Origin of the sequence: Avibacterium endocarditidis, assembly GCF_965138825.1 — a bacterium.
GTDB classification, from domain to species: domain Bacteria; phylum Pseudomonadota; class Gammaproteobacteria; order Enterobacterales; family Pasteurellaceae; genus Avibacterium; species Avibacterium endocarditidis.
This window is the reverse complement of the sequence record NZ_CBCSDH010000005.1, coordinates 30,014-43,608: the sequence shown is the minus strand read 5'-3', so window position 1 is coordinate 43,608 and position 13,595 is coordinate 30,014. Positions and strand designations below refer to the sequence as shown.

The 13,595-nt window shown below is 41.6% G+C and carries 15 protein-coding genes; 6 read left to right on the top strand and 9 right to left on the bottom strand.

The annotated features are described in order from the left end of the window. Nucleotides 1-181 precede the first annotated feature (181 nt). From aroG to ACNAV8_RS03905, 8 genes are all read right to left on the bottom strand, one after another. Nucleotides 182-1,267 (bottom strand): 3-deoxy-7-phosphoheptulonate synthase AroG, encoded by a 1,086-nt coding sequence (aroG, locus tag ACNAV8_RS03940; RefSeq protein WP_103854825.1) that lies wholly within the window; start codon nucleotides 1,265-1,267, stop codon nucleotides 182-184. Nucleotides 1,268-1,400: 133 nt separating this feature from the next. After that, nucleotides 1,401-2,654, bottom strand: a complete 1,254-nt coding sequence (gene lolE, locus ACNAV8_RS03935; protein ID WP_103854826.1) for a lipoprotein-releasing ABC transporter permease subunit LolE — start codon at nucleotides 2,652-2,654, stop codon at nucleotides 1,401-1,403. Continuing rightward, nucleotides 2,655-3,344: a lipoprotein-releasing ABC transporter ATP-binding protein LolD gene (gene lolD / locus ACNAV8_RS03930; protein ID WP_103854846.1), complete on the bottom strand. Its 690-nt coding sequence runs from the start codon at nucleotides 3,342-3,344 to the stop codon at nucleotides 2,655-2,657. A 73-nt stretch (nucleotides 3,345-3,417) separates the two neighbouring features. After that, entirely contained in the window at nucleotides 3,418-4,608 is a 1,191-nt protein-coding gene (locus ACNAV8_RS03925; protein WP_415777291.1) for a lipoprotein-releasing ABC transporter permease subunit, read from the bottom strand. A gap of 70 nt (nucleotides 4,609-4,678) precedes the next feature. Then, a complete protein-coding gene (locus tag ACNAV8_RS03920) occupies nucleotides 4,679-5,620 on the bottom strand; it encodes a 2-hydroxyacid dehydrogenase (protein WP_415777251.1) in 942 nt (313 codons plus the stop codon). Nucleotides 5,621-5,739: 119 nt separating this feature from the next. Further along, the gene (gene cysB, locus ACNAV8_RS03915; RefSeq protein WP_415777290.1) at nucleotides 5,740-6,711 is read right to left on the bottom strand and encodes an HTH-type transcriptional regulator CysB; all 972 of its coding nucleotides are present in this window, start codon (nucleotides 6,709-6,711) and stop codon (nucleotides 5,740-5,742) included. Nucleotides 6,712-6,774: 63 nt separating this feature from the next. After that, nucleotides 6,775-7,755 carry a 23S rRNA pseudouridine(2605) synthase RluB gene (rluB, locus tag ACNAV8_RS03910; protein WP_342750330.1) on the bottom strand — a complete coding sequence of 327 codons (981 nt, stop codon included), beginning with the start codon at nucleotides 7,753-7,755 and terminating at the stop codon, nucleotides 6,775-6,777. 86 nt (nucleotides 7,756-7,841) lie between these two features. Next, entirely contained in the window at nucleotides 7,842-8,465 is a 624-nt protein-coding gene (locus ACNAV8_RS03905) for an L-threonylcarbamoyladenylate synthase (protein WP_115249807.1), read from the bottom strand. A gap of 146 nt (nucleotides 8,466-8,611) precedes the next feature. Between ACNAV8_RS03905 and ACNAV8_RS03900 the strand changes: the two genes are divergently transcribed. Both ACNAV8_RS03900 and ACNAV8_RS03895 read left to right on the top strand, forming a co-directional pair. After that, complete coding sequence (locus ACNAV8_RS03900; RefSeq protein WP_103852548.1) at nucleotides 8,612-8,992, top strand: type II toxin-antitoxin system RelE/ParE family toxin; 381 nt, start codon at nucleotides 8,612-8,614, stop codon at nucleotides 8,990-8,992. Continuing rightward, nucleotides 8,989-9,291 (top strand): helix-turn-helix domain-containing protein, encoded by a 303-nt coding sequence (locus ACNAV8_RS03895; RefSeq protein WP_103852549.1) that lies wholly within the window; start codon nucleotides 8,989-8,991, stop codon nucleotides 9,289-9,291. Before ACNAV8_RS03900 ends, ACNAV8_RS03895 begins: the two co-directional genes overlap by 4 nt. A 50-nt stretch (nucleotides 9,292-9,341) precedes the next feature. Here ACNAV8_RS03895 and rsmI read toward each other — a convergent pair whose 3' ends face one another. Further along, nucleotides 9,342-10,184, bottom strand: coding sequence for a 16S rRNA (cytidine(1402)-2'-O)-methyltransferase (rsmI, locus tag ACNAV8_RS03890; RefSeq protein ID WP_415777250.1), 843 nt, complete (start codon nucleotides 10,182-10,184; stop codon nucleotides 9,342-9,344). A 75-nt stretch (nucleotides 10,185-10,259) separates the two neighbouring features. Between rsmI and ACNAV8_RS03885 the strand changes: the two genes are divergently transcribed. From ACNAV8_RS03885 to dolP, 4 genes are read left to right on the top strand one after another with little or no spacing between them, the layout of a single operon-like run. After that, complete coding sequence (locus tag ACNAV8_RS03885; protein WP_103854828.1) at nucleotides 10,260-11,984, top strand: penicillin-binding protein activator; 1,725 nt, start codon at nucleotides 10,260-10,262, stop codon at nucleotides 11,982-11,984. 1 nt (nucleotide 11,985) lies between these two features. Beyond that, nucleotides 11,986-12,348, top strand: coding sequence for a YraN family protein (locus tag ACNAV8_RS03880; RefSeq protein ID WP_103852552.1), 363 nt, complete (start codon nucleotides 11,986-11,988; stop codon nucleotides 12,346-12,348). A 15-nt stretch (nucleotides 12,349-12,363) separates the two neighbouring features. Next, entirely contained in the window at nucleotides 12,364-12,948 is a 585-nt protein-coding gene (locus ACNAV8_RS03875; protein WP_103854829.1) for a D-sedoheptulose-7-phosphate isomerase, read from the top strand. 39 nt (nucleotides 12,949-12,987) lie between these two features. Then, a complete protein-coding gene (gene dolP, locus ACNAV8_RS03870) occupies nucleotides 12,988-13,581 on the top strand; it encodes a division/outer membrane stress-associated lipid-binding lipoprotein (RefSeq protein ID WP_415777249.1) in 594 nt (197 codons plus the stop codon). Nucleotides 13,582-13,595: the final 14 nt, after the last annotated feature.

Below are 13,595 nucleotides of genomic sequence, written 5' to 3'. Positions count from 1 at the left end.
ATTAACTCCTTTTAATATGCCATTTCAATTTTAAAGTGCGGTGAATTATAACACCAAATTTTCAGTCATTTTTATGCGGAAATTCTCGAAATTTGATCTATCTCGCAAAAAATCACCTCATCTGCTGAACATAAAAAAGACTGAATTTTTTCAATTCAGCCTTTTCTTTATAAAAATCAAATTAGCTGTTAGCACGGCGGCGGGTAATCACCGCATTTGAAAGTTGCTCCAGCACTAATTCGGAGTCTTCCCAACCGATGCAGGCATCAGTGATACTTTGTCCGTAAACTAATTCTTTGCCTTCTACTAGATCTTGTCTGCCTTCCACTAAATGGCTTTCGATCATTACGCCGAAGATTTGGTTTGAACCCTGTGCAATTTGCTGGCAAACATCTGCGCAAACCTCTAATTGTTTTTTGAATTGCTTATTGCTGTTTGCGTGGCTGAAATCCACCATAACGTGTGGAATTCGACCGCTCTTTTCAATGCTTTCGCAAACTTCATTGACATCTTTTGCGCTGTAATTTGGCCCGTTATCACCGCCGCGTAAAATAATGTGACAATCTGCATTTCCTTTAGTGGAAACGATAGCAGAATGGCCAAATTTGGTTACAGAAAGGAAATAATGCGGTGCTTCTGCCGCGCCAATGGCATCAAGGGCAATGCGTACACCACCATAGGTGGCATTTTTAAAGCCTACGGCACAAGATAAGCCTGAAGCTAATTCGCGGTGAACTTGCGATTCTGTGGTTCTTGCCCCAATTGCGCCCCAGCTCATAAAATCTGCCACATATTGCGGTGTGATCATATCCAAAAATTCGCCTGCGGTTGGCACTTCTAAGTTATTAATATCTAACAATAATTTTCGTGCGATGCGTAAACCATCATTGAGCGCATAGCTGTTATTTAGGTAAGGATCGTTGATTAGCCCTTTCCAACCTACGGTTGTACGCGGTTTTTCAAAATAAACACGCATAATAATTTCTAGGCTATCTTGATATTTTTCACGCATTGCTTTGATGCGTTGCGCATATTCCAAAGCCGATTTTGGATCGTGAATGGAACAAGGCCCAATCACGACAAGTAAACGATCATCTTTGCGATGAATAATATTGTGTGCTTGTTGGCGAGCTTTTTTTACGGTGTTGATCGCCACTTCGCTTGCTGGATATTTTTCAATTAACGCAATGGGTGGTAGCACCTGCTCTACTTTGCCAATTCGGGTGTCATCGTTAGCAATATAAATGTCATTTTTGCTTTTTGTCATACATCACTCTCTTACATCTTGGTTTGTATTTTATAATTACTTGCTTATCCGCATTGCGAATACTTAATTGTGTGTCAATGTAACATGCATTTTTGTACTAGTAAACTAGTTTAAAAACATTATTAATAAATTTTTAATGACTGCTTAAAACTTGCGCAGGTTGCAATTTTGCCGCGCGACTTGCTGGATATAAACTAGCGATCAAACTTAGCACTAAGGCCACCACAAAGACCACCGCAATATCTTGCCAATGAAGTTCACTCGGCAAAAAGTCCACGAAATACACGCCGTCTGAAAGCAGTTTTCTGCCAATTAAAAATTCAATGCCTTTAATTAATTGGGTGAGATTTAATGCCGTTACGCAGCCTAACAGCAGCCCGATGACACAGCCTTTCATTCCAGCTTGTAAGCCATACCAAATAAAAATTCGTTTAATAAAGCCATCATTTGCGCCAAGGGTACGCATAATAGCAATATCGCCTTGCTTGTCTTTCACCGCCATAATCAAGGTTGAAATAATATTAAAGCACGCCACGCCAATCACTAGCACCATTGCTAAATACATCACGGTACGAATAAGCTGAATATCGCGGTACATATAGCCAAATTTACTAATCCAATTTTGCGCGGACAAAAATTGTGGATACTGTTGCAAGGTTGGGTAATCCAATTGTTGCACAGCAAAAGGGTGCTGCACTTTGAGTTCAACACCTGTGGCTTCATCGGCGGAATAATCCAAGAATTGCTGCGCAGTTGCAAGGGGAATTAAGGCATAACTGTGATCGAGCTGGCCGTCAAGGCGCAGAATCCCTGTAATTTGCATACGCTCACGCATTGGCTGGGTAAAATTATTGGTGCCGTCTGATTGAGAAATCAACAATGTTACCCAATCCCCCTCTTGCACCGCTAATTCACGCGCAATGCCAGAGCCTAGGACTAACCCGCCTTCACGAGAGAAATTTTGCCAGCCATCGCCTAATACAAATTGTCCTAAGGCACTCACTTGATCTTGCTTGTCTGCTTCAATGCCTTTCACTTGCACCACTTTTAACTTCGTGCCATTTTCTACCAAAGCAGTAAAACTGACAAAAGGGGAACTCGCCAACACGCTAGGATCTTGTTTTAAAAGTGCGGTTAAATTTTGCCAATTTTTTATTGGCGTACTCTCGCCCTGTTCAGAATAAGCAGAGATTTCAACGTGTGGCACAACCGCTAAAATGCGTTTATTTAGCTCACGTTCAAAGCCGTTCATCGCACTTAGCCCCACGATCAACACCATTACACCAAGGGCAATGCCAAGGGTAGAAAACATTGAAATCAGTGAAACCAAACGATTTTTCTGCTTACCACGCTGATAACGCCAGCTAATAAAAAAGGGTGCGTTCATCTAGCTTTCTCCACGCAATACACCGTCTTGCATCACCATTCGGCGAGAAAGTTTCTCCGCCAACTGCAAATCGTGCGTGACCAATAAAAAGGCAATTCTTTGCTCTTGGTTTAATTTCAAAATAAGCTCAAAAATGCTTTCTGTGGTTTTGCGATCCAAATTCCCTGTGGGTTCATCAGCTAGCACTAAAGCAGGATTATTCACTAACGCACGAGCAATGGCGACACGCTGGCGCTCACCGCCAGACAACGCAGAAGGACGATGCTTAATGCGATGTGCTAAGCCCACCGCCTGCAACATTTTTTCGGCACGGTCTTGCGCTTCACTACGATTTTGCTTACCAATCAACATCGGCATCATCACGTTTTCTAGCGCGCTAAAATCTGCCATTAAATGATGAAATTGATAGACAAACCCCATATATTGATTGCGCAATTTCGCTAATTCATCAGCGCTTGCCTTTTGCAAAGATTGCCCTTTAATGAACACTTCACCGCTGGTTGGCTGATCTAAGCCACCTAGGGTATGCAATAAGGTACTTTTGCCCGAACCTGAACTGCCCACAATCGCCACCAATTCGCCTTCTTCCATTGAGAAAGTAACGTCTTTTAGCACTTGTGTTTGGTTTTCCCCTTCTTGGTAAACTTTGGTTAAATTTTGGCAGCTGAGTAAAATTTGCTTCTCTGTCATTCTTTTCTCGTTATTTTTCTGTTTCGCTTTATAGTAAAAAATTTCGTAAAAAAGCACCGCACTTTGTTACGCATTATTCATAGCGCAAGGCTTCTGCTGGCTCAATTTGTGCCGCGCGGTAAGCAGGATAAATCGTTGAACATAAAGAAAATAATAAGGATACCGCAACAATAATCACAATCTGTGAAAGATTTAATTCTGTCGGTAAACGAATATTTTCTGCACTAAACCACGCCATAATGGAATCTAAATTTAATGTGGTTAGCACGCCAAGCAGCGTGCCAATCAAGGTTCCACTAATGCCTACTAATAGCCCTTGCCAAATAAACAGGCTGCGCACTTGCGATTTATTCAGCCCTTGGGTTTGCAAAATGGCAATTTCCCCTTGCTTATCCACCACCATTAAGCTGAGCGATGTGATAATATTTGAAATGGCAACCACAATAATCAAGCTAATCAACAAGCCCATCATATTTTTTTCCATTTTTACCGCTTGGAAAAACTCCCCTTTTTGACTACGCCAATCGGTTATCTGCCATTCATCTGCACTGAAATAGTTAGGAAGTTCGGTAATATCAAAAGGATCGCGTAAAAATAAGCGATAACCTTGCATTTGCTGTGGGCCAATACGCATCAATCTGCCAATATCGGAAAGATTGGCAAACACGGCGTTGCTGTCATTTTGCCCTGAAGCAAAATAAATATCGCTAATGGTAAATAAGCGTTGCACAGGCACACGACCAAAGGGCGTATATTGGCTGTTTTCCGTGATCATTAAACGGACTTTATCGCCAATTTGTAAATGTAATTTTTGCGCTAATTGCGATCCCATTACCAATTTAAATTCGCCTGCGGGTAATAATTGCTCAAAAGATTGGGGTTGAAAATGGCTCAGTAAAGAATCATCAGAAAAATGTTGAATACCTATCACTTGCCCAGCACTCACGCCTTGTGGTGCTTGTAAAATCACATTCGTGGTGTTAATCGGAATGGCGCGCTGCACAAAAGCTGGCATTGTCGGTGTTGGCGCTTCACGGGATAAATGACCTGACTTTGGCATAATTATGGCGTGGGGAATGGTGGAAAGCACTTGCTTCTTCTGTTGATTTTCCAAACCATTCATTACCGAAAGCACGATGATTAACGCCATAATACCCAGCACAATCCCCATCATTGCAAGGTTGGTAACTAATCGCCCAAAACGATCCGCACTTTTCGCTCGCCAATAACGCAGGGCAATAAATAAAGAAATCGGTAAATTCATCATTATTATTTAAGGGTTGAAATAACAAATTTCCCCTGCATAACAGGGGAAATTTCGTTCGATAATAAATTTATTTGCCCGTTGCGACAAATTCTTCCATATTTTGTGTTACTTTTTTCACCAAAATTTCCACCGCACCATCAGATGCCCAAGCAATGTGTGGGGTGATGATTAAATTTGGTAAACGCGTTGCCGCTTGGATAAGTGGGTTATCTTTCTCAGGCGGCTCTTTCACTAACACATCTAAAGCCGCGGCTGCGATTGTGCCATTTTCTAACGCTTCTGCTAAGGCTTTTTCATCTACTAAAGGCCCGCGCCCTGTGTTGATTAAATATGCCGTTGGCTTCATTAATTTTAATGTTTCGGCGTTGATCAAATTGGTGGTTTCAGGTGTTAAAGGGCAATGTAGGGTAACAATGTCCGCTTCTTGCAACACTTGCTCAAAAGGTAAATAGCCCTCACGCACTGTTGTCGCCCCTTTGCGTTCTGCATAAATCACCTTCATTCCTAGCGCTTCAGCTAAACGGCCAATTTCTTTACCAAGATTGCCTTTACCCACAACACCTAAGGTTGAACCTTTCACATCGGTGATCGGGTAATCAAAATAACAGAACTGTTTGCTATCCGCCCATTTGGCGCTGAGCTGATCTTTATACCAGTTCATTAAACTGTGTTTTAAAGCAAAAATTAACCCTAAAACGTGTTCAGGCACGGTAACAGAAGAATAGCCCGTCACATTTTTCACTGCGATGCCTAACTCTTTCGCCGCCTCTAAATCCACATTATTTGTTCCTGTGGCGGTAATTGCGATCAATTTTAAGTTCGGGAGCTGTTTCATTGTTTCACGATCAAACACGACTTTGCTCGTAATCACAATATCCGCATCTTTCGCGCGCTCAATGGTTTGTTCAGGCGAAGTATGCTCATATTCCACCCATTGATGCTCAAAGTTAGGGCGTGGAATAGGAATATGTTTTGGAATGGCTGTGCTATCAAGAAAAACAATTTTCATAAAATGCTCCTTATCTATTTTAGGGATATGCCCTATCTGCAAAAATTCATCAGGGGCTAAATAAGTCTATTAAAATATAAGCGATTTTACCCTATAAGTTAACTAATTGTTACAAAAAACTACCGCACTTCCAACACAATATCATCAAATAATTTTTTCACCGCGTTGTTATCGTGCAAACGCTCTGCTTGCTCCACCATTGGGCGGGTTAAGTGCGGTGAAAACATATTGATAAAATCGTACATATAATTGCGTAAGAAAATGCTATGTTTGAAAGCAATTTGCGTCATACTGGAACGGAAAATATGGCTAGCATCGATCGCCACTAGATCTTTATCTTCTGGCGTATGGGCCATTGAAGCCATAATGCCCACGCCTAAGCCTAAGCGCACATAGGTTTTGATGACATCTGCATCTGTGGCGGTAAACACAATATTCGGCAATAGCCCTGCGCTGTTGAAGGCATAATCCAAATCCGAAACGCCTGTAAAACCAAAGGTATAGGTAACAAGGGGATATTTACTCAGTTCTTCAATCGTCAGATCTTGACATTGCGCTAAGGGATGATCATTTTTAACGATCACGGAACGATTCCATAAGTAACAAGGCAATAGCACCAAGTCATCAAATAAATATTGCGCTTCCGTAGTGATCGCCAAATCCACTTCGCCAGAAAGTAATGCGTCATAAATTTGCGTTGGCGAACCCTGATGAATATGCAAGCTCACATCGGGATATTTTTTGGAAAAACGCTCTACCACAGAAGGCAGCATATAACGCGCCTGCGTGTTAGTGGTGGCAATGCGTAACACGCCGTGATTAGGCTGCGTATATTCATCTGCCACGGCTTTAATACTTTGCGTTTTCACCAATAATTCGCGTGCAATCGCAACAATTTTTTTGCCCGCTGGGGTAAGGGCTTTGATATGTTTACCGTTACGCTCAAAAATCTCTAAGCCTAATTCATCTTCCAACAACCGCACTTGTTTACTGATCCCAGGCTGCGAGGTAAACAAGGTATTTGCCGCTTCGGTTACATTCAAATTTTGATTTACGATTTCAACGATATAACGTAATTGCTGAATTTTCATCATCACTCCTTGATCAAAGTGCGGTGCTTTTTTATGAAATTTTTTAGGCTTTTTATAGAGTTTTTAAGTTTTTTTGTAACGTTTATTCATATCCGCATAACGTTTTACCGCACGACGGATTTGCCCAGTTTTGGCGCGTCTGCGTTGTTTGGTGACGTCTAATTTGCTTTGGGTTTCTGGTTCAAGCCCCACCAATTCACGCAGATAATTCACATTGGTAAGATCCATTTCTTCCCATCCACCGCGTGGTAAGGTTTTCATTAATTTGATATTGCCGTAACGAATGCGGATCAAACGGCTCACTTGAATGCCTTGCGATTCCCATAAGCGGCGAACTTCACGGTTACGCCCCTCCATTAGGGTAACGTCAAACCATTGGTTCATTCCTTGTCCGCCCATTGGCTTGATGGCTTTGAAATTGGCTGGCCCATCTTCTAACTGTACGCCTTTGCGTAAACGGGCGATCATTGCTTCGTCCACCTGACCAAAAACGCGCACGGAATATTCACGCTCCACTTCACGGCTTGGGTGCATTAAGCGGTTTGCTAATTCGCCGTCTGTGGTAAACAGCAATAAGCCAGAGGTGTTAATATCCAAGCGGCCTACCGCAATCCAACGTGATCCAGTTAAGCGCGGCAAACGATCAAACACGGTGGCGCGCCCTTCGGGATCGTGGCGGGTACAGAGTTCGCCTTCAGGTTTATAATACATCAACACGCGACACACTTCTTTTTGTGCTTGTTGTAAATTTACAACGTGCCCGTCAATGCGGATCTTTAAATTCGCATTCACCACAACGCGATCGCCCAGTGTTGCCATTTTGCCGTTTACGCTCACGCGGTTGGCGGCGATCATCGCTTCAATTTCACGGCGAGATCCTTGCCCTGCGCGCGCTAACACTTTTTGTAATTTTTCCCCTTCCACTTTATGAGTGGTAGAAAGTGCGGTCTTTTTTACCGCACTTTTTTCTTTGCTTTCTGCATTTGATGCGAAAGGCTTGTCTGTACGTTTTCTTTCCGTGTTATTTTTTTCAGCAAAACGCATTCCCTTGGCGGCATTGCGTTGTGAATAAGATGTTGTTTTCATATTTCCTCTTGTCGCTTTCCCAAGCGTCTAACAGTTTGAAAAGATTAAATAAATGGTGTGGTTGAACCGCTGCCCTCACGCAAAATTACAGGCGTGTTGTCGGTTAAATCCACCACGGTTGTTGGCTCTTGCCCTAAATAGCCACCGTTAATAATTAAATCCACTTGATGTTCTAAACGATCGCGAATTTCTTCTGGATCAGATTGCGTAATAAATTCTTCCCCCGGCAACATCAAAGAACAAGATAAAATCGGCTCGCCTAAGGCATTTAGTAAAGCGAGTGCAATTTGATTATCTGGCACGCGCAAGCCAATCGTTTTGCGTTTTGATGTCATCAAACGGCGTGGCACTTCTTTGGTGGCAGTGAGAATAAAGGTGTAACGCCCCGGTGTGTTATTTTTAATCAGTCGATACGCCATATTGTTCACCGTGGCATAGGTTGAAAGTTCTGATAAATCGCTACACACAAGGGTGAAATTATGATTTTCTGGCAGTTGGCGAATTTGCACAATGCGATCCATTGCGTGCTTATCGCCGAGCATACAACCCAAGGCATAACCTGAATCCGTTGGGTAAACAATCACCCCACCTTGTTTCAAAATATCCACCGCTTGATTAATCAAACGCGGCTGCGGATTTTCTGGATGTATATAAAAAAATTGGCTCATAACCTTTATCCTGTCATCATTAACTTGGGCATTATACCGAAATTCCCCGTTGATTATAGGGTTAGGGGAAAATAAATTTACTTTTCGCTGTTGCCCCGATGCTATCCCTTTGTTACTATAACGCTAAAGATGACAGGAAGTTTTTAATGCGAATATTCAAGACAAAAGCATTTCACAAATTTGCTCTAAAGCACGCCATCAGCGATGCGTTGTTAGTTGAAGCCATCTTGCGGGTGGAACAAGGATTAATTGATGCCGATCTTGGCAGTAATATTATCAAACAACGCATAGCAAGAGCGGGACAAGGGAGAAGTGGTGGTTTTCGATCGTTTATTTTCTACCGAATTAATGAAAATCACTATTTTGTTGCAGGGATTAGCAAAAATACACAAGACAACATTTCAGCACAAGAATTAGTTGCCTTGAAAGCATTGCAAAAAGAATACGCTGAGTTAATGCCAGAACAAATTGAGGCGCAAATAAAAAATGGCGCCTTCATTGAAATATTATGGGAGAGAAAAAAATGAGTGAACTACTTGCAATGATCCACGAAAATGCTTCGGATCTATACGAGGCAGGATTAATGGATAAAAAAACAATGAAAAAATTTGATGAACTCTGTTTAACGCCTGTTTCACCTTTCACCCCTGAAGAAATCAAAGCCATTCGTGAAAAAGAACAGGTTTCTCAAACTGTTTTTGCCCATTATCTCAATGTGAGCAAAAATATGATTTCAGAATGGGAAAGAGGGGTGAAAAAACCCAGTGGTGCGGCACTTAAATTGTTGAATTTAGTACAACGCCGCGGTATTGAAATTCTCGCTTAACTTAAAAACGCTTTATCAAAAGATAAAGCGTTTTCTTTTTACGATAAAATTTACAAATTCTCCAACCCAAACTGATACAACGCATTTTTCTTATAGCCATAAAGCTCTGCGACAATCGCGGCGGCTTTTTTGAGCGGAAGTTCTTTGGCGATAAGTGCTAAGGCTTTGATGGCCTCGGGGGAAAAGCTTTCTTCTTCACTGTTTACATTGCCTTCTACAATCAGCACCATTTCGCCTTTGCTGCGGTTTGGATCTTCGCTCACCCACTGGCGTAATGCGCCGACTTCATCGCCGTGAATAGTTTCCCAAGTTTTGCTCAGCTCGCGTGCTAGCACCACATAACGATCAGCGCCGAATACCTTTTCCATATCCGCAAGGCAATCTAAAATGCGGTGGGTGGATTCATAGAAAATCAAAGTGCGGTCTTCTTTTGCGAGATTTTCCAATTTATCGCAACGGGCTTTCGATTTAGCGGGCAGAAAGCCTTCAAAACAAAAACGATCGGAAGCAATGCCTGAGGCGCAAAGCCCTGCTATTGCGGCACAAGCGCCCGGAATTGGTACGATTTTAATGCCAGCTTGGCGACATTTTCTCACCAGATGAAAGCCTGGATCGCTAATCAGTGGCGTACCTGCATCAGAAACTAAGGCGATCGTTGTGCCTTGCAATAGTTTTTCGCACAGAATATCGGCTTTTTGTTGTTCATTATGATCGTGCAAGGCAAAAAAAGGCTTTTTAATGCCGTAATGACTCAGCAATAAGCCACTATGGCGCGTATCTTCTGCGGCAACTAAATCCACTTGTTCCAACACTTGTAATGCGCGTTGGCTGATGTCTTGCAAATTGCCAATGGGCGTTGCTACGATATATAAAATTCCAGTTAAATTGTCCATTTTTACTTCTTTTATTTGATTTTAATTATTGAGATAAGTAAGATCCCCGAGATTGTTTTCAACAACGGAGTAATTATGACTATTCTATTACAACGCATTAATTTAAAAAATCGATTAATGCCTTTTTTATTTGCATTGGTTTTGGCGGGCTGTACCAATTTGTTCGGTAACAGCTTTACAAATGTGCTGAAAAACGATGCAAATGCCAGTTCGGAATATTACATCAATCAAATTCAACGTACACAAAATCTTGAAGATCAACAAACTTACAAATTGCTTGCTGCGCGTGTGTTGGTGCGTGAGAATAAAATCCCGCAAGCGCAAGCAATGTTAGCAGAATTAAACGATCTTAATGAAGAACAGCTGCTTGATAAAGCTATCATTGAGGCCCATATCGCTGCTGTGAAAGGCAATAATAAAGCCGCCGACACACGTTTAAAAGCGATTGATCTTGCTTTATTAAGCCCTTCGCAAAAAGCACGTTACTATGAAGTGGTTGCGCGTGTGGCAAAAAATCGTAATCAAATTATGAATGCCGTAAAAGCGCGTATTCAAATTGATTCCCTATTAACCGACACACAAAGAAAACAAGAAAATAATGACCGCACTTGGGCCTTATTACGCAATGCAAACCGTGGTTTAATTAACAATACATCGGCGGAAGGCAGTGCTGCTTTAGGTGGCTGGTTAGCATTAACTAAAGCCTACAACGATAACTTAAATCACCCAGCTCAATTAAGCCAAGCCTTACAAAGCTGGAAAGCGGCTTATCCAAGACATAGCGCCAGTTATCTTTTCCCAACGGAATTACAAGGGCTATTTAACTTCCAACAAACGCAGTTAAACCAAGTTGCCCTACTTCTGCCATTAAGTGGTGATGCGCAGATCATTGGTAGCACCATTAAGCGTGGTTTTGATGATGCAAGAGGCGGTTCAGACATTCAAGTGAAAGTGTTTGATACCCTTGCTACGCCAGTGGAAAGCATCATTGAGCAAGCGAAACTTGAAGGCATTAGTACCGTTGTTGGTCCATTATTAAAGCAAAATGTGGATAAATTGACTAACCGCCCTGATTTATTACAAGGGCTAAATGTGCTTACCTTAAACTCAACAGCAAATTCTCGTGCCATTGGTCAGCTTTGCTATTACGGCTTAGCCCCTGAAGATGAAGCAGAATCTGCGGCAAATCGTATTTGGGATCAGGGTATTCAAAATCCATTTATTATTGTGCCGCAAAGCGATCTCGGTCGCCGCACCGCTTCTGCATTTAACACTCGCTGGCAACAGCTTTCAGGTACAGATGCCAATATCAAATTCTACAATAATGCTGATGACATCACTTACACACTACAATCAGGCTTAAACCAAAATATTCAAGCTTTATATATTGTGGCAACAAACAATCAGCTTAGTGATATTAAAATGGCGATTGATAACAGCAACATTAACTTGAAATTATTTGCAAGTTCACGCAGCAATTCATCAAATAATACGCCTGAATATCGCTTATTAATGAATGGGTTAGAATTTAGTGATATTCCATTCTTTAAAGATGTGGATTCTGCACAATACAAAAAAGTGGCAGGCTTTACCAATGGGGATTATTCCTTAATGCGTTTGTATGCAATGGGCGCAGATGCGTGGTTATTGATCAATCAATTCAATGAGTTACGCCAAGTTCCAGGCTTCAATATTAACGGCTTAACCGGTAAATTAAGCGCTGGCCCGAATTGTAATATCGAACGTGATATGACGTGGTATCAATACCAAAATGCGTCAGTGGTTGTATTAAGCAATTAATATGTTTAAATCCAAACGTCAGCAAGGGGCGAGCTTTGAGCAACAAGCTCGCCTTTTTTTGCAATCTAAAGGGCTAAAATTTATTGCCGCCAACCAGCATTTTAAATGTGGTGAACTGGATTTAATTATGCAAGATGGCGAAACCATTGTTTTTGTTGAAGTGCGGCAAAGAAAAAATGATTTTTTTGGCTCTGCCGTGGAAAGTGTAGATTGGCAAAAACAGCAAAAATGGCTAGATGCCGCCAATATGTGGCTGGCAAAACAAGATTGCAGCCTAGAAGATACTGATTGCCGTTTTGACTTAGTGGCATTTGGTAATACAATACAAGACTTACAGTGGATTCCTAATTTTCTTGATGAATAAGCCTGATAAATCACAATGTTAGATAAAATAAAAGATCTTTACAGCGAAAGCATACAAACCCAGATTTCTGCTTCGAGCTTATTGCCTAATGCCATTTTTCAAGCGGTGCAAAACATTGTCGCTTGCCTATTGCGTGGCAATAAAATTATCGTCTGTGGGCAAGGGCGCTCTTATGCCAATGCGCAATTTCTGGTGGCGAATTTGCTCAATCGCTATGAGCTAGAAAGACCGAGCTTTCCTTCCGTGTTATTAAGTTTGGATAACGCCATTGGATCAGCGATTATTGCCGATCGCCCCAAGCAACAATTCTACCAACGCCAATTCAATGCGGTGGCACAACAAGGGGATCTGTTGATAGTGTTCTCCCCTTTTGGTAATGAAGAAATGGTGCTAAATACAATTAATTCTGCACTAAATAAAGAAATTAGTGTCATAGCATTAACGGGAGCAAATAACGATCATATTCAAGGCTTTCTCACCGAACAGGATTTGGAAATCACCGCCCCCACGGTAAAAGAAAGCCGTATTTTGGAGCATCACCTATTTATTATTAATACGATTTGTGAGTTAATTGATCATTCTCTTTTTTCTCATTCATAGATCTCAACCCTTTATAGATAATCAAAAGGAGTACAACTAATGAAAACAAGGAATTTAAAAAAATTAGCCCTTATTCTCGGCACTACATTTGTTCTACAAGGCTGTGTTAGCGCCACAGTGGCAGGCATTGTTGGGGCAACAGCTGTTGCAACCAAAGTTGCCACCGATCCAAGAACAGTAGGAACACAGGTTGATGACGAAACCCTTGAAGAAAAAGTTTTACACGCCATTAATAAAGATCAACAACTGGATAGCGAAGCTCGCATCAATGTGGTTTCATATAGCGGAAGAATTTTACTTATTGGGCAAGTACCAAATGAAAGTTTAAAAGAAATTGCTACAGGGCTTGCTAAAGGCATCGATAACGTTTCCGAAGTTTATAACGAACTGCGTGTAGGCTCACCAATCTCCCTTGGACAAATCAGCAAAGACAGCTGGATCACCACCCAAATCAAATCCAAACTCTTCGTCAATTCAGGCGTGAAATCCACAGATGTAAAAGTGATCACCGAAAATGGCGAAGTATTCCTAATGGGCAACCTCACCCAACAACAAGCCGATGCTGCCACTGAAGTTGCAAGAAATGTTTCGGGCGTAGTAAAAGTGGTGAAAGTGTTTAAATACTTGAATTAATCTAATAATAAGTG

Excerpts from the sequence above, each read along its gene's own strand:
- ACNAV8_RS03875 (WP_103854829.1), top strand. The coding sequence starts at position 12,364 with ATGTTAGATAAAATAAAAGATCTTTACAGCGAAAGCATACAAACCCAG.
- lolD (WP_103854846.1), bottom strand. The coding sequence starts at position 3,344 with ATGACAGAGAAGCAAATTTTACTCAGCTGCCAAAATTTAACCAAAGTT.
- dolP (WP_415777249.1), top strand. The coding sequence starts at position 12,988 with ATGAAAACAAGGAATTTAAAAAAATTAGCCCTTATTCTCGGCACTACA.
- lolE (WP_103854826.1), bottom strand. The coding sequence starts at position 2,654 with ATGAACGCACCCTTTTTTATTAGCTGGCGTTATCAGCGTGGTAAGCAG.
- rluB (WP_342750330.1), bottom strand. The coding sequence starts at position 7,755 with ATGCGTTTTGCTGAAAAAAATAACACGGAAAGAAAACGTACAGACAAG.
- ACNAV8_RS03880 (WP_103852552.1), top strand. The coding sequence starts at position 11,986 with ATGTTTAAATCCAAACGTCAGCAAGGGGCGAGCTTTGAGCAACAAGCT.
- cysB (WP_415777290.1), bottom strand. The coding sequence starts at position 6,711 with ATGAAAATTCAGCAATTACGTTATATCGTTGAAATCGTAAATCAAAAT.
- rsmI (WP_415777250.1), bottom strand. The coding sequence starts at position 10,184 with ATGGACAATTTAACTGGAATTTTATATATCGTAGCAACGCCCATTGGC.
- ACNAV8_RS03925 (WP_415777291.1), bottom strand. The coding sequence starts at position 4,608 with ATGAATTTACCGATTTCTTTATTTATTGCCCTGCGTTATTGGCGAGCG.
- ACNAV8_RS03905 (WP_115249807.1), bottom strand. The coding sequence starts at position 8,465 with ATGAGCCAATTTTTTTATATACATCCAGAAAATCCGCAGCCGCGTTTG.
- aroG (WP_103854825.1), bottom strand. The coding sequence starts at position 1,267 with ATGACAAAAAGCAAAAATGACATTTATATTGCTAACGATGACACCCGA.
- ACNAV8_RS03900 (WP_103852548.1), top strand. The coding sequence starts at position 8,612 with ATGCGAATATTCAAGACAAAAGCATTTCACAAATTTGCTCTAAAGCAC.
- ACNAV8_RS03895 (WP_103852549.1), top strand. The coding sequence starts at position 8,989 with ATGAGTGAACTACTTGCAATGATCCACGAAAATGCTTCGGATCTATAC.
- ACNAV8_RS03920 (WP_415777251.1), bottom strand. The coding sequence starts at position 5,620 with ATGAAAATTGTTTTTCTTGATAGCACAGCCATTCCAAAACATATTCCT.
- ACNAV8_RS03885 (WP_103854828.1), top strand. The coding sequence starts at position 10,260 with ATGACTATTCTATTACAACGCATTAATTTAAAAAATCGATTAATGCCT.